The 21,049-nt window shown below is 65.8% G+C and carries 18 protein-coding genes; 10 read left to right on the top strand and 8 right to left on the bottom strand.

The window, feature by feature from the left end:
- Positions 1 to 11: 11 nt before the first annotated feature.
- Positions 12 to 689 carry a cholesterol catabolism transcriptional regulator KstR gene (gene kstR / locus ACZ46K_RS30030; RefSeq protein ID WP_464746322.1) on the bottom strand — a complete coding sequence of 226 codons (678 nt, stop codon included), beginning with the start codon at positions 687 to 689 and terminating at the stop codon, positions 12 to 14.
- A gap of 92 nt (positions 690 to 781) precedes the next feature.
- Between kstR and ACZ46K_RS30025 the strand changes: the two genes are divergently transcribed.
- The 7 genes from ACZ46K_RS30025 (at position 782) to ACZ46K_RS29995 (ending at position 8,796) form a co-directional block, all read left to right on the top strand.
- A complete protein-coding gene (locus ACZ46K_RS30025) occupies positions 782 to 2,917 on the top strand; it encodes an acyl-CoA dehydrogenase (protein WP_464746321.1) in 2,136 nt (711 codons plus the stop codon).
- Between the two features lie 163 nt (positions 2,918 to 3,080).
- Entirely contained in the window at positions 3,081 to 4,130 is a 1,050-nt protein-coding gene (locus ACZ46K_RS30020; protein WP_464746320.1) for an acyl-CoA dehydrogenase family protein, read from the top strand.
- Positions 4,115 to 5,266 (top strand): acyl-CoA dehydrogenase family protein, encoded by a 1,152-nt coding sequence (locus ACZ46K_RS30015; RefSeq protein WP_054810659.1) that lies wholly within the window; start codon positions 4,115 to 4,117, stop codon positions 5,264 to 5,266. The genes ACZ46K_RS30020 and ACZ46K_RS30015 overlap by 16 nt, the downstream gene beginning before the upstream one ends.
- A complete protein-coding gene (locus ACZ46K_RS30010; protein WP_464746319.1) occupies positions 5,263 to 6,276 on the top strand; it encodes a bifunctional MaoC family dehydratase N-terminal/OB-fold nucleic acid binding domain-containing protein in 1,014 nt (337 codons plus the stop codon). The genes ACZ46K_RS30015 and ACZ46K_RS30010 overlap by 4 nt, the downstream gene beginning before the upstream one ends.
- Positions 6,277 to 6,284: 8 nt before the next feature.
- Positions 6,285 to 6,698, top strand: coding sequence for a MaoC family dehydratase (locus tag ACZ46K_RS30005; protein ID WP_464749508.1), 414 nt, complete (start codon positions 6,285 to 6,287; stop codon positions 6,696 to 6,698).
- Entirely contained in the window at positions 6,695 to 7,867 is a 1,173-nt protein-coding gene (locus tag ACZ46K_RS30000; RefSeq protein ID WP_464746318.1) for a lipid-transfer protein, read from the top strand. The genes ACZ46K_RS30005 and ACZ46K_RS30000 overlap by 4 nt, the downstream gene beginning before the upstream one ends.
- A 92-nt stretch (positions 7,868 to 7,959) precedes the next feature.
- On the top strand, positions 7,960 to 8,796 hold the full coding sequence (locus ACZ46K_RS29995; protein WP_464746317.1) for a mycofactocin-coupled SDR family oxidoreductase: 837 nt from the start codon (positions 7,960 to 7,962) through the stop codon (positions 8,794 to 8,796).
- Here the strand turns inward: ACZ46K_RS29995 and ACZ46K_RS29990 are convergent.
- Positions 8,786 to 10,429: an MFS transporter gene (locus tag ACZ46K_RS29990; RefSeq protein WP_464746316.1), complete on the bottom strand. Its 1,644-nt coding sequence runs from the start codon at positions 10,427 to 10,429 to the stop codon at positions 8,786 to 8,788. The two genes, ACZ46K_RS29995 and ACZ46K_RS29990, sit on opposite strands and share 11 nt — an antisense overlap.
- Before the next feature lie 179 nt (positions 10,430 to 10,608).
- Between ACZ46K_RS29990 and ACZ46K_RS29985 the strand changes: the two genes are divergently transcribed.
- Both ACZ46K_RS29985 and ACZ46K_RS29980 read left to right on the top strand, forming a co-directional pair.
- Positions 10,609 to 11,568: an ATP-binding cassette domain-containing protein gene (locus tag ACZ46K_RS29985; RefSeq protein WP_464746315.1), complete on the top strand. Its 960-nt coding sequence runs from the start codon at positions 10,609 to 10,611 to the stop codon at positions 11,566 to 11,568.
- An 11-nt stretch (positions 11,569 to 11,579) separates the two neighbouring features.
- Positions 11,580 to 12,368: an ABC transporter permease gene (locus ACZ46K_RS29980; RefSeq protein WP_464749507.1), complete on the top strand. Its 789-nt coding sequence runs from the start codon at positions 11,580 to 11,582 to the stop codon at positions 12,366 to 12,368.
- A 4-nt stretch (positions 12,369 to 12,372) separates the two neighbouring features.
- Here the strand turns inward: ACZ46K_RS29980 and ACZ46K_RS29975 are convergent, their stop codons facing one another.
- The 6 genes from ACZ46K_RS29975 to ACZ46K_RS29950 form a co-directional block, all read right to left on the bottom strand.
- Positions 12,373 to 13,419, bottom strand: a complete 1,047-nt coding sequence (locus tag ACZ46K_RS29975) for an alpha/beta hydrolase (RefSeq protein WP_464746314.1) — start codon at positions 13,417 to 13,419, stop codon at positions 12,373 to 12,375.
- A gap of 76 nt (positions 13,420 to 13,495) precedes the next feature.
- On the bottom strand, positions 13,496 to 15,241 hold the full coding sequence (locus ACZ46K_RS29970; RefSeq protein WP_054810347.1) for a cholesterol oxidase substrate-binding domain-containing protein: 1,746 nt from the start codon (positions 15,239 to 15,241) through the stop codon (positions 13,496 to 13,498).
- Between the two features lie 31 nt (positions 15,242 to 15,272).
- Positions 15,273 to 16,133 (bottom strand): MaoC/PaaZ C-terminal domain-containing protein, encoded by an 861-nt coding sequence (locus tag ACZ46K_RS29965; protein WP_464746313.1) that lies wholly within the window; start codon positions 16,131 to 16,133, stop codon positions 15,273 to 15,275.
- Between the two features lie 52 nt (positions 16,134 to 16,185).
- Positions 16,186 to 17,901: a 3-oxosteroid 1-dehydrogenase gene (gene kstD, locus ACZ46K_RS29960; RefSeq protein WP_464746312.1), complete on the bottom strand. Its 1,716-nt coding sequence runs from the start codon at positions 17,899 to 17,901 to the stop codon at positions 16,186 to 16,188.
- A gap of 262 nt (positions 17,902 to 18,163) precedes the next feature.
- Complete coding sequence (locus ACZ46K_RS29955; protein WP_054805051.1) at positions 18,164 to 18,526, bottom strand: hypothetical protein; 363 nt, start codon at positions 18,524 to 18,526, stop codon at positions 18,164 to 18,166.
- Between the two features lies 1 nt (position 18,527).
- The gene (locus tag ACZ46K_RS29950; RefSeq protein WP_054805050.1) at positions 18,528 to 19,676 is read right to left on the bottom strand and encodes a Rieske 2Fe-2S domain-containing protein; all 1,149 of its coding nucleotides are present in this window, start codon (positions 19,674 to 19,676) and stop codon (positions 18,528 to 18,530) included.
- A gap of 189 nt (positions 19,677 to 19,865) precedes the next feature.
- Here ACZ46K_RS29950 and hsaA point away from each other — a divergent pair, with 189 nt between their 5' ends.
- Entirely contained in the window at positions 19,866 to 21,041 is a 1,176-nt protein-coding gene (gene hsaA / locus ACZ46K_RS29945; RefSeq protein WP_464746311.1) for a 3-hydroxy-9,10-secoandrosta-1,3,5(10)-triene-9,17-dione monooxygenase oxygenase subunit, read from the top strand.
- Positions 21,042 to 21,049: the final 8 nt, after the last annotated feature.

The raw sequence follows: 21,049 nt of genomic DNA, 5'->3' as shown, positions 1-21,049 counted from the left end.
AGTCGTTCGGCTCAGGAATCGCCGCGCGACTCGGCGCCACCCGGCGTGGAGTACGCCTCGCGCGGGGAATCGCCGAGCAGCAGGTCGACGGTCAGTTCCAGCCGACGTGCGACGTCTGTGGCCGAGGACCGGCGGGTCAGCCACGCCACGAGGTTGGACAACCACACATCGCTGATGACGCGCGCGACCGCGAGTTCTTCCTCGGTGGGCTCGCCCTCGTTCATCGCCTTGGCGAAGAGCCGGTCCATGAGCTTGCCCACCTGGTCGACCTCCGCGGCGGCCGATGCATCGGCGAACATGAACGCCCGCGTCATGGCCTCGGTGAGCAGCGGGTCGCGTTGCATGGCCTTGGTGATCAGGCTCAGGATCAGATGCATGCGTTCGAGGGGGCTGTGGCCGGGAGGGATCTTTCCCCTGCCCTCGATGCGGGCGAACTCACGCCCGAGTGCAGAGACCAGCAGGTGCACCTTCGACGGAAAGTACCGGTACAGCGTGCCCACCGCGACATCGGCGCGTTCCGCCACCGCGCGCATCTGCACGGCCTCGTACCCGCCCTTGGACGCGAGCGTCAGGGTGGCATCGAGAATTCGCTTGCGCCGTTCCTTCTGGGCGTTGGAACTGAGATCGTCCTCGGTGAGGGCGGTCAGGGTTCCGTTGCCATTGGAACGCGAGCGAGACGGGGTGGCCATAGATCGTTTTCCTCACACCTTGACTCTGAACCGGTGTCATATTAGAACACGTTCTAGGTAAGAATGTCATTTCGAAAGGTCGGAGACCCGCTGTGAGTATTGCCATGACAGAGGAGCAGCGGGCCGTTCAGGCTTCTGTTCAGGCCTGGTCACGAGCCGTGGAGCCGGTGTCCAGGATACGTCGGCACCCCGACGACGCGTGGCGCGAGGGCTGGACGTCGCTCGCCGAAATCGGACTGTTCGGCGTTGCTGTTCCGGAGGAGGCCGGTGGGCTCGGTGCGACCGTGGTCGACCTGGCCGTCATGCTCGAACAGGCCGCGTACGAACTCGCTCCCGGCCCCGTCGTGACCACCGCCGTCGCTGCGCTCGTGTTCGGCCGCGGCGGAGATTCGGCGGCGAAGACGGCCACGCTGCTCGCGGAGGGCGCTCTACCCACGGCCGTCGCACTCGACCCGGTCGCTGCCGAGCCCACCGCTGACGGGGTCGTACTCACCGGTGAGGCCGGCGCCGTGATCGCGGCGGAGTCCGGTGTCTCGGTCCTTGTCCGGCTCGACACCGACGGCCCCGAACGCTGGGGGCTGGTCGATCCCGACGCCCCGGGCATGCACCTCGACGTGCTCGACACGATCGACAAGTCGCGTCCGCTCGCGCGGGTGCGGTTCGACGGAACGGTCGTACCTGCCGATCGGGTGGTCCAGGTTCCCTCAGGGTTCGTCCGCGATCTCACCGTGGCGCTCTCGGTGGCCGAACTCGCCGGTGTCGCAGGCTGGGCGCTGACCACCGCCGTCGAGTACGCCAAGATCCGCGAGCAGTTCGGTAAACCCATCGGCTCGTTCCAGGCCATCAAGCACCTGTGCGCGGAAATGCTCTGCAGGACAGAGAAGATCCGTGCCCTCGCCTGGGACGCAGCCGTCGCCGTGGACACCGATCCGGCCGAACTGCCCGTCGCGGCCGCCGTCGCTGCGGCGGTCTCGCTGGATGCGGCTGTGAAGACCGCCGAAGACGCGATCCAGGTGCTCGGCGGAATCGGCTTCACCTGGGAACACGACGCGCACTTCTACCTTCGGCGCGCGGTTGCCACGCGGCAGGTGCTCGGTGGCTCAACCAAGTGGCGCGCGCGCCTGACCGATCTGACCCGAGCAGGCGCTCGCCGTCACCTCGGTATCGACCTGTCGGAGCACGCAGCCGATCGCGAACGCATCCGCGGCGAGGTCGCGGCGATCGCGGCGCGCCCTGAGTCCGAGCACAGGGTGGCGCTCGCCGAATCCGGTTGTCTCGCACCGCACTGGCCCGCTCCGTACGGGCGCGGGGCCGGCCCGGTGGAACAGCTCCTCATCCAGGAAGAGCTTGCCGCCGCAGGAATCCCGCGGCCGGACCTGGTGATCGGCTGGTGGGCGGTGCCGACCGTCCTCGAGCACGGCACCCCCGAGCAGATCGAACGTTTCGCGATGCCCACCTTGCGCGGCGAAATCGTGTGGTGTCAGCTCTTCTCCGAGCCCGGCGCCGGATCCGACCTCGCGGCCCTGCGCACCACCGCGGAAAAGGTCGACGGCGGCTGGACGCTGCAGGGGCAGAAGGTGTGGACCTCACTTGCACACGAGGCCGACTGGGCCATCTGCCTGGCCCGCACCGACCGGGACGCTCCGAAACACAAGGGCATCACCTACTTCCTCGTCGACATGAAGTCCGCGGGCATCACTGTGGCACCGCTTCGGGAGATCACCGGCGACGCGTTGTTCAACGAGGTGTTCCTCGACTCGGTGTTCGTGCCCGACGAGTGTGTTGTCGGTTCGCTCGGCGGCGGCTGGAAACTCGCACGGACCACGCTCGCGAACGAGCGGGTCGCGATGGGCGGGAAATCGTCGCTCGGCCCCGCAATCGAAGAACTCCTCGCCTCGGCTGCACCCGGCGACGCGGTGGCCGACGACCGGATCGGTACTCAGATCGGCGAGGCGCTGGTCGGTTCGCTGCTGGACATGCGTACCACTCTCGCGCAGCTCGAGGGTCAGGATCCCGGCCCGGCGTCGAGCGTGCGGAAGCTGATCGGAGTGCGTCAGCGTCAGGACACCGCGGAGCTCACGATGGATCTCGCGGGGGAGGCCGGATGGGTGGAGGGTCCACTCACGCGCGAGTATCTCAATCTGCGCTGTCTGACGATCGCAGGCGGTACGGAGCAGATCCTGCTCACCGTCGCGGCCGAACGCCTTCTGGGACTGCCCAGGAACTGACCAGGAGTTGACGAGGTCGGAGGTCGGGGTGCGGCGAGTCCCGAAGGTCGGGACGGGCTCGCCGTCGGCGTGTCGGGTCATGCACGATACGAGCCGACGGCGGTTTCGTAGACATCGAAATAGTGCTACAACTAGAACACGTTCTAATTAGAAGGTGGTTACGGTGGATTTCGCACGTGACGAGACGCAGGAGGAAGTGGCCGGAGTCGCCGCCGACCTGCTCGGTCGGGGTCTGGGCTCCGACGAACTGTGGTCCGCGCTCGCCGGTGCGGATCTGCTCTCCCTGGCATTGCCTGAACGGCTCGGTGGCTCCGGGCTCGGAGTTGCCGAGGCGCTCACCGTCCTCACCGAGGTCGGCCGCGTTGCGGCGCTGATCCCGGTGCTGCCCACCATCGGGTTCGGTGTGCTGCCCGTACTCGCGCTGGCCACCGACGAGCAGCAGGACGAATTGCTGAGCGGGGTCGCCGGCGGTGGTGTCCTCACCGCGGCGCTCGCCGAGCCGGGCCGTCCTTTCCCGCAGACACCCGCCGCGACGGCCGTCGCGGCCGACGGCGGTGTCGCGGTCACCGGTTCGTTCGTCGCGGTGCCCTACGCGGATCGGGCACGCAGCATTCTCGTGCCCACCGCCGCCGGTGTCGTCGCCGTGGCTCCGGACGCCGACGGGGTGACCCTGCGGGAGAGCCCCACGTCGGCACACACCCCCGAATTCTCCGTCCAACTCGACTCCGCAGTCGGAATCCGGCTCGGTGCAGGGGCCGAGCCGGCATCCGACGTCGAGACCCTGTACCGCCTCGCGACCACCGCGATCGCCGCATACTCCGACGGACTGCTCACCGGCGCCACCGAACTCACCGCGAAGCACCTGAGCGAACGTCAGCAGTTCGGCAAGCCGCTCGCCGCCTTCCAGGCCGTGGCGCAGCAGATCGCCGACGTGTACGTCACCGCCCGCACCCTGCACGTGGCGGCCCTGTCGACCATCTGGCGGGTCGCCGAGGGGCTCGACGCCGCAGACGATCTCGACGTCGCGGCCTACTGGATCGCCGCGGAACTACTCCCGGCGATGCGCGTACTGCATCACCTGCACGGCGGCATCGGCGTCGACGAAACCTATCCGATGCACAGATATTCGTCGACAGCCAAGGACATTGCGCGGCTGCTCGGCGGCGCTTCGTACCGACTCGACCTCGTGGGGGCCCGGTGTTCATCGAACTGACCGAAGACCAGCGTGCATTGCAGGACGAACTGCGCAGCTACTTCTCCAACCTGATCTCGCCCGACGAGGCCGAGATCATGCGGACCGAGCGGCACGGACCCACCTACCGTGACGTGATCCGCCGCATGGGCAAGGACCGCTGGCTGGGCGTCGGCTGGCCCGTCGAATTCGGCGGTCACGGTTTCGGCGACGTCGAACAGCAGATCTTCGCCAACGAGGCCGTCCGCGCCGACGTGCCGTTGCCCAGCGTCACGCTGCAGACCGTCGGCCCGACCCTGCAGGTGTACGGCACCGACGAGCAGAAGCAGAAGTTCCTGCCCGCGATCCTCGCCGGTGAGGTCCACTTCGCCATCGGTTACTCCGAGCCCGAAGCCGGCACCGATCTCGCGGCGCTGCGCACCACCGCTGTCCGTGACGGCGACGAGTATGTGATCAACGGCCAGAAGATCTTCACCACCGGCGGTCACGACGCCGACTACATCTGGCTCGCCGCCCGCACCGGATCCGCGGACTCCCGCCATCGGGGCATCTCCGTGTTCATCGTCGACACCAGCGACCCCGGATTCAGCTGGACCCCGATCATCACCGCCGACGGCGCGCACCACATCAACGCCACGTACTACAGCGATGTGCGGGTGCCCGCGAGCATGCTCGTCGGTGAGGAGAACAAGGGCTGGCGCCTGATCACCACCCAGCTCAACCACGAGCGCGTCATGCTCGGACCGGCCGGCAAGGTCGCGGGCATCTACGAGCACCTGCTCGACTGGGTGCGCGAACACAAGCTCACCGACGAGCCCGACGTGCGCCGTGCGCTCGGCGAGATCCACGCGACGTACCGGCTCAACGAACTGCTCAACTGGCAGGTCGCCTCGAGTGACGGCGACGCAGTCGACATCGCCGACGCCTCCGCCACCAAGGTCTTCGCCACCGAACGCATCCAGCGGGTCGGCATGCTCGCCGAAGAGATCGTCGGACGGCACGGCGACCCCGCCGACCCCGACACCGGCGCGCTGCTCAGCTGGCTCGACATGCAGGCCAAGCGGAACGTCGTCATCACCTTCGGCGGCGGCGTCAACGAGGTGATGCGGGAACTGATCGCAACGGCAGGTCTCGGGATGCCCCGGGTACCGCGATGACGGAGGCGAACACGATGAGCACCCCCGACGAGATACTCGCGTCCGCCGACGGCGTTCGCGGCGATGGGCCGTCTGCCGCGCGCGCGGGACGCGACCCCGTGAATATGCCGATGATCCGCAACTGGGTCGAGGCGATCGGCGACGACAACCCCATCTACACCGACGAAACCGCGGCCATCGCCGCCGGCCACGGCGGTCTCGTCGCGCCTCCCGCGATGGCGCAGGTGTGGACGATGCGCGGCCTCGGCGCCGAACGTGAGAAGGACGATCCGCTCGGCCGCATGACCGAAATTCTCGACGAGGCCGGCTACACATCGGTGGTCGCGACCAATTCCGACCAGATCTACCACCGCTACCTTCGTCCCGGCGAAGAGGTGACGATCGAGTCCACACTCGAGGACGTCGTCGGCCCCAAGAAGACCGGACTCGGTGAGGGCTGGTTCTTCACCACCCGCAACATCTGGAAGGTCGGCGACGAAACGGTCGCCGAGATGATCTTCCGCATTCTGAAGTTCGCGCCTCCCGCCGCGGATGATGGAGCGTCGAAGTCGGTTGCAGCGCAGCAGGTACCGGAGGACCTCGATCCGACCCGCATGCTCCGGCCGTCCGTGTCGCACGACACGAAGTTCTTCTGGGACGGTGTCGCCGAACACGAACTGCGCATTCAGCGTCGTCCCGACGGGTCACTGCAGCATCCGCCGGTCCCCGCGCTGTGGCTCGACAAGAACGAGACGACCGATTACGTCGTCTCGACCGGCCGCGGCACCGTCTTCAGCTTCGTGGTGCACCACGCACCGAAGGCGCCCGGGCGGCAGTTGCCGTTCGTGGTTGCGCTCGTCGAGCTCGATGAGGGAATCCGCATGCTCGGCGAGCTGCGGGGTGCCGCGCCTGCCGATGTGAAGATCGGAATGCCCGTCCAGGCAACCTATCTCGATTTTCCGGGCGACGACGAGACCGACGGAAGCCCCTGGACTCTCTACGCTTGGCAGCCCCGTGAGGAGGACGCGTGAGTACACCCATGATGACGGTGGGGGAGAAGCTCCCGCCCCTGTCCATCCACGGTGATCCGACCTTCGTCATCTCGACGGCGTTGGCGACCAGGGACTTCCAGGACGTCCACCACGACCGCGACCTTGCGCAGCAGCGCGGCTCGAAGGACATTTTTGTCAACATCCTCACCGACACCGGGCTCGTGCAACGGTATCTGACCGATTGGGCCGGGCCGCGTGCCGTCGTCAAATCCATCTCGCTGCGCCTCGGTGTCCCGTGGTATGCGTACGACACGCTCACGCTGAACGGCACCGTCGCCGGCATCGACGACGACGGTGTCATCACCGTCGACATCGTGGGCAGCAACTCGCTCGGTAGCCACATCGTCGCGAAAGCCACGTTCCTCGCAGGCGAGGGCGCATACGAAGGAGGGCTCGCATGAGTGGGCTGTCGCGTAAGGCTGCGATCGTCGGAATCGGCGCGACCGATTTCTCCAAGGACTCCGGGCGCAGTGAACTGCGCCTCGCCGCAGAAGCGGTGACCGATGCCCTCGACGACGCCGGACTCACACCGGCCGACGTCGACGGTCTGGTGTCGTTCACGATGGACACCAATACCGAGGTCGCGGTCGCGCGAGCGGCGGGCATTCCGAGCCTGAAGTTCTTCTCCCGCATCCACTACGGCGGCGGTGCTGCCGCCGCGACGGTGCAGCAGGCCGCGATGGCTGTCGCGACGGGAGTCGCCGACGTCGTCGTCGCCTACCGCGCATTCAACGAACGTTCCGGTGCCCGTTACGGGCAGGTCAACAGTGCCCTTGCGGCCCAGGTGAATTCGTCTGGTACCGACAACGCGTTCTCCTACCCGCACGGCCTGAGCACCCCGGCCTCGTTCGTCGCGATGACCGCGCAGCGCTACATGCACGTCACGGGAGCCACCAGCGCCGACTTCGGTGCTGTCGCGGTCGCCGACCGCAAGCACGCGGCGACGAACCCGAAGGCATTCTTCCACGGTAAGCCGATCACCCTCGAAGACCATCAGAACTCGCGCTGGATCGCAGAGCCCCTGCACCTTCTCGACTGTTGCCAGGAGTCCGATGGCGGTGTGGCCCTGGTGATCACGACACCCGAGCGTGCCCAAGACCTGAAGCAGACGCCGGCGATCATCACGGCGGCGGCGCAGGGCAGCGGCCCGGATCAGTACATCATGACGAGCTACTACCGGGACGGCCTGACCGGATTGCCCGAGATGGGCATCGTCGGCAACCAGTTGTGGGACCAGTCGGGCCTGACTCCGCAGGATGTGCAGACCGCGGTGCTCTACGACCACTTCACCCCGTACGTGCTGATGCAGCTCGAAGAATTGGGATTCTGCAAGCCCGGGGAAGCGAAGGACTTCATCGCCGGTGGTGGAATCGAACTCGGCGGGCACCTGCCGCTCAACACCCACGGTGGTCAGCTCGGAGAGGCCTACATCCACGGCATGAACGGCATCGCCGAGGCGGTTCGCCAGATCCGCGGTACGTCTGTCAACCAGGTCGACGCGGTCGAGAACGTGCTCGTCACCGCTGGTACCGGAGTACCGACGTCCGGCCTGATGCTCGCGCGGTCTTGATCGGATTCCCGGTCTTCGGGAGATTCCCGGGCGTGTCGCCGGTCCGTGGTGTAGACCGAGTCCGGCAGGTACGGAATCGAGAAGGGAACGGCATGAGCAGGTTCGAGGGCAAGGTCGCATTCATCACGGGGGCTGCGCGCGGTCAGGGACGCTCGCACGCACTGGCATTCGCCGAAGCGGGAGCGAACCTCGTACTGTGCGACCGCTGTGAGGATTCGCCCGCCGTGCGGTATCCCCTCGCCACCGACGACGACCTCGCCGAAACCGTGCGTCTGGCAGAAGCTGCCGGTGCGAAGGTGGTCTCGGAGAAGCTCGACACCGCAGATCGCGCAGCGATGGACGGGCTCGTCGCACGCGCCCACGACGAGTTCGGTCGCATCGACATAGCGGTCGCCAACGCCGGGGTGTCGACGGCGGCGCCGGTCCAGTCGATGCCGCAGGCCATGTGGGACGAGACGATCTCCTCGAACCTGACGGGTGTGTTCAACACGATCGGCGCGGTGTCGCCCGGAATGATCGACCGCGGCTACGGGCGGATCGTGACGATCTCGTCGATGCTCGGGCGCGCCGGGAACACCAACATGGTGGCCTACAGTGCATCGAAGTGGGGGGTCATCGGCCTGACCAAGAGTGCTGCACTGGATCTCGCGCAGAACGGGATCACCGTCAACGCCATCGCGCCCGGCAACATCTCCACGCCGATGATCCACAACGCCGCGCTCTACGGCATGCTCCGTCCCGATCTCGAGAACCCCACCGCCGACGACGTCGCGCCGGTCTTCACCTCTCTGCACGCACAGCCGGTGCCGTGGCTCGAGCCCGCCGAGATCACCCGCGCGGTGCTGTTCTTCTGCGACGAGGCCGCCGCGCACATCAGCGGCACCGTGCTGCCGATCGATGCCGGGAACGCCGCGCGCGTTACGGGCTAGCGACTTCGGGACCGGTGCCGACGGCGCGCGTCGGTAGCCGGCCCGTCCCGAACAGTGCCGCGACCGCGAGCAGCGCGGTCACACCGAATGCCACCTGCAGGGCTTCGAGGCGAGCGTCGCTGTTGACGGCGACGACGGCGTCGCGGGTCGGCTCGTCGAGACCCGCGGCGTCCAAGGCACCATCGAGTTCGGTGTTCGACAGGAACGGCACGCCTTGTGCGATCTGGGTGGTCGTCTGTTCCTGAACGGTTGCGGGGATCTCCGGGTTGTCTGCGATCCCCGCGCCCACCGACGTGGCGAGGGTGCCGATCAGGATCGATCCGATCAGCGCCGTACCGAGCGATGCGCCGAGGTTGGTTGCGGTGTTCTGGACGCCGCCGACCTCGGCGCTCTGCGATTCCGGGACCGCCGAGACCGTGATTGCTCCCAGCTGCGACGACAACGCCCCGAGTCCCAATCCCATGAACAACATCGGGATCGCCACGACGGCTGCTGTGGCACCGGGGTCCATTCCGGCGGTGAGGATCAGGATTCCGACGATCATCGACGCGAGACCGACCCGCACCACCCGGCGGGGGTTCGCGTGCGGCCACAGTTTGGGGATGCCTGCTGCCGCCAGGACGAGTGCGATCGAGAGCGGGAGGATCCGTACACCCGTCTCGAGTGCGCTCAACTCGAGCACCACCGACAGGAAGAGCGGCACCGAGAAGAACACTCCGGCCTGGACCGCGAACTGCGCGAAGAACATCGTCAGCCCGCCGGTGAGCTGACGGTTCTCGAACAATGCCGGATCGATGAGAGGGTCGCGGCCTTTCTCGACCAACGAGTGCTGCCGTCGCATGAACACATAGAGGACCAGCAACCCGCCGATGATCAGCCAGATCACCGGGGACACCCCGATGATCTCGGGGCCGGAGGGCGTGGCGATCACCCAGCCCCATTCGCTCGACCGCAGAACGCCGTACACGATCGTCGCCAGCCCCAGCATCGACATGATCGCGCTGGGCACATCGATCGACACCGGCGACGGCGGCACATCCCGCACCCGCCGCAGTACCAGCAGGATCAGCACCACCACGACGACCTCACCGAAGAACACGTATCGCCACGACGCGAAGGTCGTCACCGCCCCACCGAGCAAGGGCCCGACGGCGACGGCCATCGCGCCGGCTGCCGCGACGAGTCCGTACGCCGCCGCGCGTCGTTCCGGTGGGAAGTTCGCAGCGACGAGCGACACGATCGCAGGCATGATCAGCGCCGCGCCGATGCCCTCGAGCAGACTCCACCCCACCAGAAGGATCAACAGATTCGGGGCAAGACCGGTGACGAGCGAGCCGACACCGTAGATCACGAGACCGATGCCGAAGGCTCGTCGTCGTCCGAGTGCGGTGCCGATCTTGCCGCCGGTGATCATCAGCGACGCCATCACCAGCGTGTACAGCGTGATCGCGGTCTGGATGCCGGTGATCGTCGTACCCAGATCCTGTGCGACCGTCGCCATCGACACGTTCATCACCGAACTGTCGAGCGTCATGAGGAATTGGCCGGATGCCAACACCGCCAGGACGACGGCGGATCCGGATCGAGTGTCCGACCCGGAATCGACACCATCCGAATCGCAACCAGTACTCATGGTGAACCGGCTTTCGAGTTCAGAAGCGAATCCCGCAGTGTTCACAAAATACAGCAGTTCGGGGCGCTGACGGAGAGACTCGATCGAATTCCGCGCCGAGCCCGCGCGGGCAAATTCGGTCGCGTTCTGTCGGTGCCCTGATGCACACTGGGCGAGCACCCAAATCCAGGGGAGAACATATGGCCGACGCCATTGTCGTAGAAGGATTGATCAAGAGGTTCGGGGATTTCACCGCGCTGGACGGAATCGATCTTCATGTTCCGGAGGGCACGATCACCGCGCTCCTCGGCCCTAATGGCGCCGGGAAGACCACCGCGATCCGCGTGCTGACCACGTTGCTCGTCCCCGACGGTGGCCGCGCCGAGGTTGCCGGATTCGATGTGGTCTCCGAGGCCGCAGCATTGAGAACACAGATCGGGGCGTCCGGTCAATACGCAGCGGTCGACGAATACCTCACCGGGTACGAGAATCTCGAAATGGTCGGGCGCCTCTACCATCTCGGTGTCAAGCGAAGCCGTGAGCGGGCACGCGAGCTGCTCGGCCGATTCGACCTCGTCGACGCAGGCGATCGCCCGGTGAAGACCTACTCGGGTGGTATGCGGCGCCGGCTCGACCTCGCGGGTGCACTGGTCGCCGAGCCGCCCGTGCTGTTCCTCGACGAGCCCACCACGGGGCTCGACCCCCGTGCCCGCCTCGATCTGTGGGACATCATCGAGAAGCTCGTCGAACGTGGCACCACCCTGCTGCTCACCACGCAGTACATGGACGAGGCAGAACGACTGGCCGACCGGATCGTCGTGATCGACCGGGGCACCATCATCGCCCGCGGTACCGCCGACGAGCTCAAGTCGCTCGTCGGCGGGGAACGCATCGAGCTGGTGGTGCCCGACGCTGGGCAGCTCGAGACCGCGCGTGAGGCTCTCGCGGAGCTGGCAGCCGGAGACATCCGCATCGAATCGGGCCGGGTGGTCGTGCCCGCCACCGGTGGCACCGAACTCCTCGTTGCGGCACTCGGGCGGGTCGCCGAGGCCGGGGTGCGGGTCACCGATGTCACGCTGCGCCGACCCACCCTCGACGACGTGTTCCTCACCCTGACCGGCCATGAGGCAGAGGAGAAGATCGAGGAGACGACGACGTGAACACCTTGCAGATGACCGCATCCGACGGCCTGACCATCGCCAAACGCAACATGATCAAGATCAAGCGCGTTCCGGACCTGATCGTCTTCACGACGCTGTCGCCGATCATGTTCGTGCTGTTGTTCGCGTATGTCTTCGGCAGCGCGATCCAGATCCCCGGTACGTCGTACCGGGAGTTCCTCATCGCCGGCGTGTTCACTCAGACCGTGATCTTCGGAGCCACGTGGACGGGCCTCGGTATGGTCGAAGATCTGCAGAAGGGCATCATCGACCGATTCCGGACGCTGCCGATGGCACCGTCTGCGGTGCTGATCGGCCGCACCTCCACCGACGTGCTCATCAACATCGTGAGCTTGGTGGTCATGTCGCTGACCGGCCTGGTGGTCGGCTGGCGCATCAACTCCTCGCCCCTCGAGGCGCTCGCCGGATACCTCCTGCTGTTGCTGTTCGCCTATGCCCTGTCGTGGCTGATGGCTGTGGTGGGCATGTGGATCCGCACGCCCGAGGTGTTCAACAACGCCAGCTTCATGGTGATCTTTCCGCTGTCGTTCATCGCCAACACATTCGTCGACACGTCGCAGATGCCACCCGTGCTGCGCACGTTCGCCGAATGGAACCCGGTGTCGGCGGTGACGCAGGCCGTCCGCGAGTTGTTCGGCAACACCAATCCGATGATGCCGGTACCCGAGGTGTGGCCGTTGCAGAACCCCATCATTGCGTCACTGTTGTGGACTGCTCTGATGCTGGTCGTGTTCGTGCCGTTCGCGATCCGTCGCTACAAGAAGGCCGTCAGTCGCTGAGACATCATGCTCCGCGCTGCGCGGCCCATCCGTTTATTGCGGTCGCGAACTCGGTCGACGCGGGCAGCAGTGCCGGCCCGTCGGCGATGCCGGCGGGCAGCGGGCCGAGTTCTTCGAGGGTGTGGTTGGCCGTGGTGAAGTGTCCGAACTGCAGATCGGTGTGTTCGAGCGAGGCCCGCAGCGGCTCGATCTGATCGCAGCTGATGTTGAGGTCCTTGTCGGAACACGTCAGAAGGACCGGGGTGCCGTCCGGGAGCGATGCGGCAAGGTCCGGCGGGTTGAGCGCGTCGGCCTCGGCCAGGAACGTCGCGTTGTACGCGTTGAAGCCGAACTGCACCATGATCGGACTCAGATCTTCGGGGACGGTGCCGGTGGTGCGGAGGGACTCGACGGCACGGGGAATGTCGTTGCGCAGCGCCTCGGCGTCGGCGTCGGCGAGTTGCCCCGAGTGCGCGATGGACTCGAGCTGGCCACCCAGCAGGTCGAGGTAACGCATCGACAGCGGTGCGAGCAACCCGTAGCCGTCGCCGACGCCGCGCTCTGCGAGCGCCAGCGTGGTCAGGCCCCCTTCGCTGTGTCCCATGACGAGGATGTCGTCGACCCCGAACCCGGTGCGTTCGGAGAGCAGCTCGGCAGCGGCCTGTGCATGGTCGACCTGATCGGTGAATCCGTAGACGTTGCCGGTCTCGGGTGCGTATGAACCGAGGCCGGTGGCGCCCGCGCCGATCTTGTCGAAGCGCAGGCTGGCGATGCCTTGGGCAGCGAGCGACTCGGAGACACGAAGCAGGGTATCGGCCACCATCATCGGTGCCTGGTTGCCGTTGCGATCGGTGACTCCACTGCCCGGCAACAGCAGCGCGGCGCCCTTGACCTCGCCGTCGGGGCTGCGAAGGCTGCCGTGGAAGGTGGTCCCGGAGGCGTCGAACGTGACTTCGGTGTCGGAGCCGGACGGTGCGATGACGGATCCGGTGTCGGGCAATGCCGACGCGGTACCCGTGAATGTCGCACCGCCCGCCACGACGAGCAGGGGAATCGTTGCTGCACCGATCACATGTCGAAGGCTTCGCATAATTGCGAACCCTAACAAACCTCGTGAACCTCGGTCGGGTCGAGTGGGAACGGTCGGCTCAGGGGAGCAGGCGGTCGATGAAGGTGTTGCTGTACACGCGGTGCGGATCGAGCCGGTTGTACACCGCCCGCGCGGTATCCCAATTCTCGTCCGCCGGCACACCTTCGCGGTAGGTGTCGGGCAGCCCCTGGGTGATGATCTGCTCGTCCGTGTAGGGCAGGTCGGGGCCGAACGCCCAGCCCTTCGACCACTCGGGGCGGAACGTCGAGTCACCGCCGTTGTAGCGCTGACGCATCCACTGCTCCATCTCGCGGTAGAACGCGAACATGCCGGGTGTCCCCGGAACTCCCAGCACGTTCAGCCAGATCGCGGTGTCCCACTCGGGCTGGTCCGGGCGTGGACGCGTCGCCGAGATGGTCGGTGCCCCCGCAGACGGCACGCGCACATCGGCCGCCTGATCAAGGCCGCAGCAACGAATCTCGACCGGCCCGTTGAGCGGATACTGACCGAGCCCACGGTAGTGCTCGATCCGTTCGTTGAACCACTGGGTGAAATCGTGGATGACATTGGCGATGTTGGCCCGGTTCGTCAGTACCGCGCCGCCGCCTTCGGTGAGACGCAACGTTGTCGCCTTGATGTAGAACTGCAGGTCCTTGGACCAACCCCAGATGTCCGACGATGCCGTGGCGGCGAGCCCAGCAACGGTCACTCCGTAATAGGTCTGACCGAAAAGAGGTGCGATCTGGGGATTTCCTGCCGTCAGCTGCCCGAGCAGATCGGTGATCTCCTCGGGAACGTTGTCGGAGAACGGGTAGTTGTAGGGACCCGTGACTTCGCGGGACTCGGCCGGTTTCTCCGGAGCGAGCGACCACACCTTCATCCACGGCTTTTCCGTAAAGGGGTACCAGATGGCCTCGGCGCGGCCCGTGCTGCTGATGAACGACTCGAATGTACGACCGGAAGTTCCTGCGGGAGAAAATAGTTCATGCCAATCGATGTCGGTGTAGCTCTGGCATCGCATGCGATAGTTGGGGCCGGCCTGGAGCGTCACCGAGGTCAGGAACGTCCGTCCCAGGTGGGTGAGCAGCGCCGTGATGTCGGGATCTGCGCGGGTGACGGTGCGCAGCGCATACTTGTTGCCGTCCCAGACGACTGCGGTGAGTTCGGTGACGAGATTGCTCAGCGACCCGAATGTGTGTCCGGGAACGTTGCTTTCGCCATCGGCTGGAAGGGCTGCTCCGTGGGCGTTGACCGCGAGTGATCCTGCGATCGTCAGGACACCGGGAGCGGGTAGATTCGCGAACCCGAGTCCGTGATCCTGCAATGCCGAGGTGATCGCGTCGAGCGTCGCACCGGGCCCGGCGGTCACGGTGGCAGGGTCGCCACCCGGATTCACGCTCACCGAATTCAGATGGAGCATGGTGTCGGCGAGGATCACCCGGTCGACCGGAGCGCCGTTGACGATCGTCAACGGCGTCCAGCCGTGCATCGCTCCCCGCGGCCGGACGGTGTATCCGTTCTCATGGGCCCAATTCGTCAGCCGCACCACGTCATCGGCATTGTTCGGTGCGCATGTCCAGATCGAGTCCAGCATGATCTCTTTGGACCAGTTCTGGTACGCCTGCTGGTACAGATCGATGCCCTCAGGGAACGACGGCGGCGCTGGAAGCGTCGCGTCGGAAGATCCGAACGGAATTGCGTGCGCGGGTGTCCAGCCGCCGACGGCGGTCGCTGCCAGCGCCCCGGCGCCGACGGCGAGGAAGCCGCGTCGGGAAAGGCTCGGTGCGGAGTCTCGAATTGTCATGTTTTAGAGCAACTTTCCGGGAGGGATGGTCTCACGCGATGGCGAGCACCACATCGGCCAGGGCTGGTGCGAGGTCTCGGTCTGCGACGGTGACAGTGGCAAGGAGTTGGTTCGCGCTCTTCCAGACGCGCACGCGCAATGTCTCACCCGGGAACACGACGCCGGCGAACTTGGCACGGAAGCCCGCGACACGTGTCGCGTCGGAATCGAGGAGGTGGTCGGTGATCGACTTGCACACCGTGCCGTACGTGCACAGGCCGTGGAGGATCGGTGCCGGGAACCCGGCGGCCTTCGCGAACTCGGGATCCGAGTGGAGGGGGTTACGGTCGCCGCACAGGCGGTACAGCAGTGCCTGCTGAGGCAGGGTCGGGACGTCGAACTCGGCGTCCGGGTCGCTGTCGGGCAGTGCGACGGTCTCCGACGGACCGCGTTCACCGCCGAAGCCGCCTTCCCCGCGTGCAAAGATCGACGACCGTGCGGTCCACAGCGGGTTCCCGTCGAGATCCTCGGTGACGGATTCCTGCACGATGACCGCGGCCTTGCCCTTGTCCCACACCTCGGCGATACGAGTGGTGGTGCGGCCCTTGCCGGATGCCGGAATGGGCGCGTGGACCTGCACTTCCTGGCTGCCGTGGACGACCTTCGCCAGATCGATCTCGACCCCTGGGAAGGAGACCTTCGGAGGTTCCGTGTCGTGGAAGGTCGCGGCTACCGTCGCGAACGTGGGGAGCACCTGAGGATCACCGTCGCGGAGGTAGCGCAGCTCACCGGCGTCGGTGGGGCGGGCGCCGGCTCCGAGGCCGAGATTGTAGAGCTGGACGTCGCTGCTGCTCCACGAGAATTCCTGGACGGGGAGTGCTGCGCCGAGGGCGACTGAGAGATCGATGGGCACGAAGGTCCTTTCTTCACGAGCGGGCCGCACTTCGGCACCGGATGGGCGCAGGTTATGTGTGATCGGCGGTATCCGCGACGGTGTCTTCCGCGGAGCGGGACCCGTTCGTGCGGAGAATGTCGAGTACGGCCAGGTATCCGAAGGTCATTGCCGGTCCGATGGTGGCGCCGGGGCCGGCGTAGGTGTGGCCCATCACGGGGGAGCTGACGTTGCCGGTCGCGTACAGGCCGTCGATGACGGTGCCGTCCTCTTTCAGGACACGGGCATCGACGTCGGTGACGAGACCGCCCTTGGTGCCGAGATCTCCCGGAACGACCTTGATTGCGTAGTACGGCGCCTTACCGATCACCGCGAGGCTCGGGTTGGGCTTGTTTCGCGGGTCTCCGTAGTAGTGGTCGTACTTCGACTCGCCGCGACCGAAGTCCTCGTCCTTGCCGGACCGTGCGAAACCGTTGAAGCGTTCGACGGTTTCGGTGAGTGCAGAAGCCGGAACACCGATCGTGTCGGCGAGCTCGCTGACCGTGTCGGCCTTGACGATCACGCCCGCCTTGAACCACCGCTTCGGGAAAGGCTGTCCGGGAGTGATTCCCGCGAAGGTGTAGCGATTTCGGTAGCGCTGGTCGAGGACCAGCCAAGCCGGGATGTTCTCGCCCGGTCCATCGCCGCGGCCGTTCTTGCCGCCGTACATGGCGTGTGTGGCCTCGACGTACGGCGCAGATTCGTTGACGAATCGTTTGCCCGCGCTGTTGACCATCATGCAACCCGGCAGGCTGCGCTCCGACAAGGCGAACCACGGACCGCCTGTGAGGGGGAACGACGGTCCCCACCAGGCGTCATCCATGAAATCGACTGCGCCCCCGATGGCCTGGCCGGCGCGGATACCGTCGCCGGTATTGGCCTTCGCGCCTACCGTCCATTCGGTGCCGATCGGCTGACGCTGGTACTGCTCACGCATTTCGGCGTTGTGTTCGAAGCCGCCGGTCGCGAGGATGACGCCCTTGTTCGCGTGAATGGTGAGTTCCTCACCTCCGGTCTCGACGCGCACTCCGCGCACGACGCCGTCCTCGACGACGAGATCGGTCAGTGCGGTGTCGAGCAGTAGAGGGACACCGGCGTCCCGCAGGCCGATGCGCAGTCCGGCCATCAGTGCCTGACCGCGGACCAGCAGATTCTTCTTGGTGATCTTGGCCCATACGAATCGCGCGCCGACCTTTGCTGCGCGCAGGGGGCCGCGCGGATTGCGCATGAGCAGGTTGAGCCACTTGTAGTCGGCCTGGGTGATGACGAAGTTCGGTGGCGCCTTGACGTAGTCGGGCTCGAGGAGCTTCAGGTCGTCGCCGAGACGGTTGCCGTCGAACGGCTTGGGTTCCACCGAGCGGCCACCGGCCCGCCCTCCGGGCGCTTCGGGATAGTAATCGGAATATCCTGGCACCCAAGCGAGTTCGAGTGCGCTGTTCTTCTGGATGAACGACAACATCTCGGGCCCGCGGTCGATGTAGGTGTCGATTCGCTCGGCGGGAACGACGTCGCCGATGATGCTGTGGAGGTAGGTGCGTGCGGCTTCGGGGGTGTCCTCGACGCCCGCGGCCTTCAGGGCGTCGTTGTTGGGGATCCACACGCCGCCCCCGGAGCGCGCGCTCGAGCCGCCGTAGTGGGGTGCCTTCTCGATCAGGACGACACTTGCGCCCTTGCGGGCAGCGGTGATCGCGGCGGTCATGCCGCCGGCGCCGCTGCCGACGACGACGATGTCGTACTCCTGAACTGTCATCTGATGGTCGGCGCGGCTACTCCGCTGTTCGCGAGGGAGGGAAGCGCCGTCCTCCTTCCTATTGATGGGTTGCTCAACGCAACCGTGTCGGGTCGAGCAAACCTTGTCGGTGGGTCCGGTTACGGTGCCGTCAGGGCAGGAGAGACGTTAAGTAGAACACGTTATAGAACGAAACTGCGTCAAGTCCACCTTTGCGTGAGCGGTGGTCGCGAGTCGAGAGTTGAGGATCGAAACACGTTTCCGATCTCGAGGGTAGGAACACCTACGCGGAACCCTTGGCAGGCACTGGCAAAGTGCCGTCGATCACGGCCTGCTCGATGCTGGCGCGCAGATTCGGGCAGCCCTCGCGCGGTGTGATCGACGTGCCCGCGTCTGCAGCGTCGGCGCGGAGGACCGGGCACACGGCGCTCGGGTCGTCCTGCCACTGCACGCTCGTGTGCCGGTAGCTGTTCTTGCGCACGAGGACGCATGTGCCGCACTCGCGACACGCGACTTCGTGGAGGCCCGAGTCGAGATAGTTGATCTTGTCTATCGCGGTCTGGGCTGCGATGGCCTCGACCCGGTCGGGGCGATCGGCGAAATCCGGGGACTTCGCCCATTTGGCTTCTCGGGTCGAGGCGCTCATGTCAGACCTCCGCTTCCTGCGTACGCTTTTCTTCTTCTGCCGCCCTACGCTCGAGATTCTCGGCGACTTCCTTCTCCCAGGCCTCGTTGGCCTTGGCGGTGTCGACCTCGAATTCGAAGCGTCCGGTCATCTTGTCGGTGACGTCGGCCGCGTCGACGTAGAACTGCTCATACCAGCGACGCAGCTGGTAGACCGGACCGTCTTCTTCACACAGCAGCGGATTCTCGATCTTGGTCTTGTTCTTCCAGATCTCGACGTCCTGCAGGAAGCCTTCGCCGACACCTTCGGTCAGTTTGGCGGCCAGCATGTCGGTCTGCTCCGGGTTCATGCCGGTCGGCTTCTTGACGATGATTCCGTACTGGAGCATGAACGAATCGTGCGTGATCGGGTAATGGCAGTTGATGAGCACGGATTCGGTCTCATAGCCCCCGTAGCTGTTCTTCAGCGGGTTGATCATGTAGGACGGGCCGTAGTACGCGGCGTAGGACTCGAGTTTCGATTCCATGCCGTACTGGGTGGCCATGCCTTTGTCGGGGCGTCCGCGGGTGTTGAGGTACTGCTCCGCGACGTGGCCTTCGAAGACGTTCTTGAAGAACGTGGGAAAGGCGTAGTGGATGTAGAAGAAGTGCGCCATATCGACGACGTTGTCGATGATCTCGCGGCAGTTGGAACCCTCGATGACGATCTGGTGCCACGTCCAGTCGGTCCACTCGTCGGTCCCGTATTGCTCGAGTTCGGGGATCGTGACGTTCTCCGGTGGCTTGTTGCCCTCGGGGTCGTTCCACACGAACAGCTGGCCGTGCTTCTCCATCGTCGTCCACGCGCGGGTGCGGGCGAGCGGGGGAACGCGACGCGAGTAGGGGATATCGGTGCATTTGCCGTTGCCGCCCCAGCGCCAGTCGTGGAACGGGCACGCGATCGAATCGCCCTTGATCTCGCCCTGGGACAGGTCTCCGCCCATGTGTCGGCAGTAGCCGTCGAGCACCTTGATCTCGCCGTTGCTGTCCGCCCAGACCACGAGTTTGGTGCCGAAGGCCTCGACGGAGTGCGGCTTGCCGTCCTTGAAGCTGCGGCTCAGCCCGAGGCAGTGCCAACCCCGCGCGAATCGTGTCCGCGCCTCTCCGACGTCGATCTCGCGAATCTGTGCCATGTCCGCTCACTTCCTTCCGGATCTCTTAGTAGAACACGTTATAGAATTTAGCCCGCGACCGAAAGGGAACGAGGACTTTGGTCCCAGCGGAACCTGTGGCGCCGCTGAACTCCTCCGGTCTCGACACAAATAAGAACATGTTCTAGTCTCGAACCAAGCGATCAATTCCTGAACAGACGGGAGCGTCCAGTGGGTGACCACGACAGTCACGAGGTACTGCAGCGGATCGACGCTCTGCTGCCCAGCCTGCGGGAACGCGCGCAGGAAGCCGAGGATCTTCGCCGCATCCCCGACAGTTCGATCAAGGCGCTTCAGGAGTCCGGGTTCTTCAAACTTCTGCAACCGGCACAGTGGGGCGGATACGAGGCCGATCCCGTCACCTTCTACACCGCGGTGCGCACGATCGCGAGTGCCTGCGGATCCACCGGCTGGGTGTCCGGAATCATCGGTGTCCACAATTGGCACCTCGCACTGTTCGACCAGCAGGCGCAGGAAGACGTCTGGAGTGAGGACGCCGATGTGCGCATTTCCTCGTCCTATGCACCGATGGGCGCCGGCGAGGTCGTAGACGGCGGCTACAAGGTCAACGGTGCCTGGGCCTGGTCGTCGGGCAGCGATCACGCGACCTGGGTCGTCGTCGGAGGTCCGGTCATCAAGGACGGGCGTCCCGTCGACTTCGGCAGCTTCCTGATCCCGCGCTCGGAATACGAGATCGACGACGTGTGGAACGTGGTCGGACTGCGTGGCACGGGCTCGAACACCATCGTCGTCAAGGATGTGTTCGTTCCGCGACACCGCTTCCTGAGCTTCAAGACGATGAACGACCTGACCTCGCCCGGGCTCGAGCGCAACACCGCGCCCGTCTACAAGATGCCGTGGGGCACCATCCATCCCACGACCATCTCCACACCGATCGTCGGCATGGCGTACGGGGCCTACGACGCCCACGTCGAGCACCAGGGCAAGCGTGTGCGCGCCGCCTACGCGGGGGAGAAGGCCAAGGACGATCCGTTCGCGAAGATCCGCATCGCCGAGGCCTCCAGCGACATCGATGCCGCGTGGCGCCAGCTGTCGGGCAACGTCGCCGACGAGTACGCCTACCTTCTCGAAGGCAAGGACGTTCCGATCGAACTCCGCCTGCGCGCCCGCCGCGACCAGGTCCGCGCGACCGGTCGCGCCATCGCCTCGATCGACCGGCTCTTCGAGAACTCGGGCGCCACCGCACTCGCCAACGGCACGCCCATCCAACGCTTCTGGCGCGACGCACACGCCGGTCGTGTGCACGCCGCCAACGATGCCGAACGCGCGTACGTGATGTTCGGCGGCGCCGAGTTCGGCCTTCCGCTCACCGACACGATGGTTTAGGACCGCCC

The organism is Rhodococcus sp. JCM 9793 (genome assembly GCF_055380405.1).
This window is presented reverse-complemented; position numbering and strand designations above follow the sequence as displayed.

Bases quoted from the DNA above. Each gene is read 5' to 3' on its own strand.
- kstR (WP_464746322.1), bottom strand. From the start codon at position 689: ATGGCCACCCCGTCTCGCTCGCGTTCCAATGGCAACGGAACCCTGACC.
- ACZ46K_RS30010 (WP_464746319.1), top strand. From the start codon at position 5,263: ATGACGGAGGCGAACACGATGAGCACCCCCGACGAGATACTCGCGTCC.
- ACZ46K_RS30005 (WP_464749508.1), top strand. From the start codon at position 6,285: ATGATGACGGTGGGGGAGAAGCTCCCGCCCCTGTCCATCCACGGTGAT.
- ACZ46K_RS30000 (WP_464746318.1), top strand. From the start codon at position 6,695: ATGAGTGGGCTGTCGCGTAAGGCTGCGATCGTCGGAATCGGCGCGACC.
- ACZ46K_RS29995 (WP_464746317.1), top strand. From the start codon at position 7,960: ATGAGCAGGTTCGAGGGCAAGGTCGCATTCATCACGGGGGCTGCGCGC.
- ACZ46K_RS29990 (WP_464746316.1), bottom strand. From the start codon at position 10,429: ATGAGTACTGGTTGCGATTCGGATGGTGTCGATTCCGGGTCGGACACT.
- ACZ46K_RS29985 (WP_464746315.1), top strand. From the start codon at position 10,609: ATGGCCGACGCCATTGTCGTAGAAGGATTGATCAAGAGGTTCGGGGAT.
- ACZ46K_RS29980 (WP_464749507.1), top strand. From the start codon at position 11,580: ATGACCGCATCCGACGGCCTGACCATCGCCAAACGCAACATGATCAAG.
- ACZ46K_RS29970 (WP_054810347.1), bottom strand. From the start codon at position 15,241: ATGACAATTCGAGACTCCGCACCGAGCCTTTCCCGACGCGGCTTCCTC.
- kstD (WP_464746312.1), bottom strand. From the start codon at position 17,901: ATGACAGTTCAGGAGTACGACATCGTCGTCGTCGGCAGCGGCGCCGGC.
- ACZ46K_RS29955 (WP_054805051.1), bottom strand. From the start codon at position 18,526: ATGAGCGCCTCGACCCGAGAAGCCAAATGGGCGAAGTCCCCGGATTTC.
- ACZ46K_RS29950 (WP_054805050.1), bottom strand. From the start codon at position 19,676: ATGGCACAGATTCGCGAGATCGACGTCGGAGAGGCGCGGACACGATTC.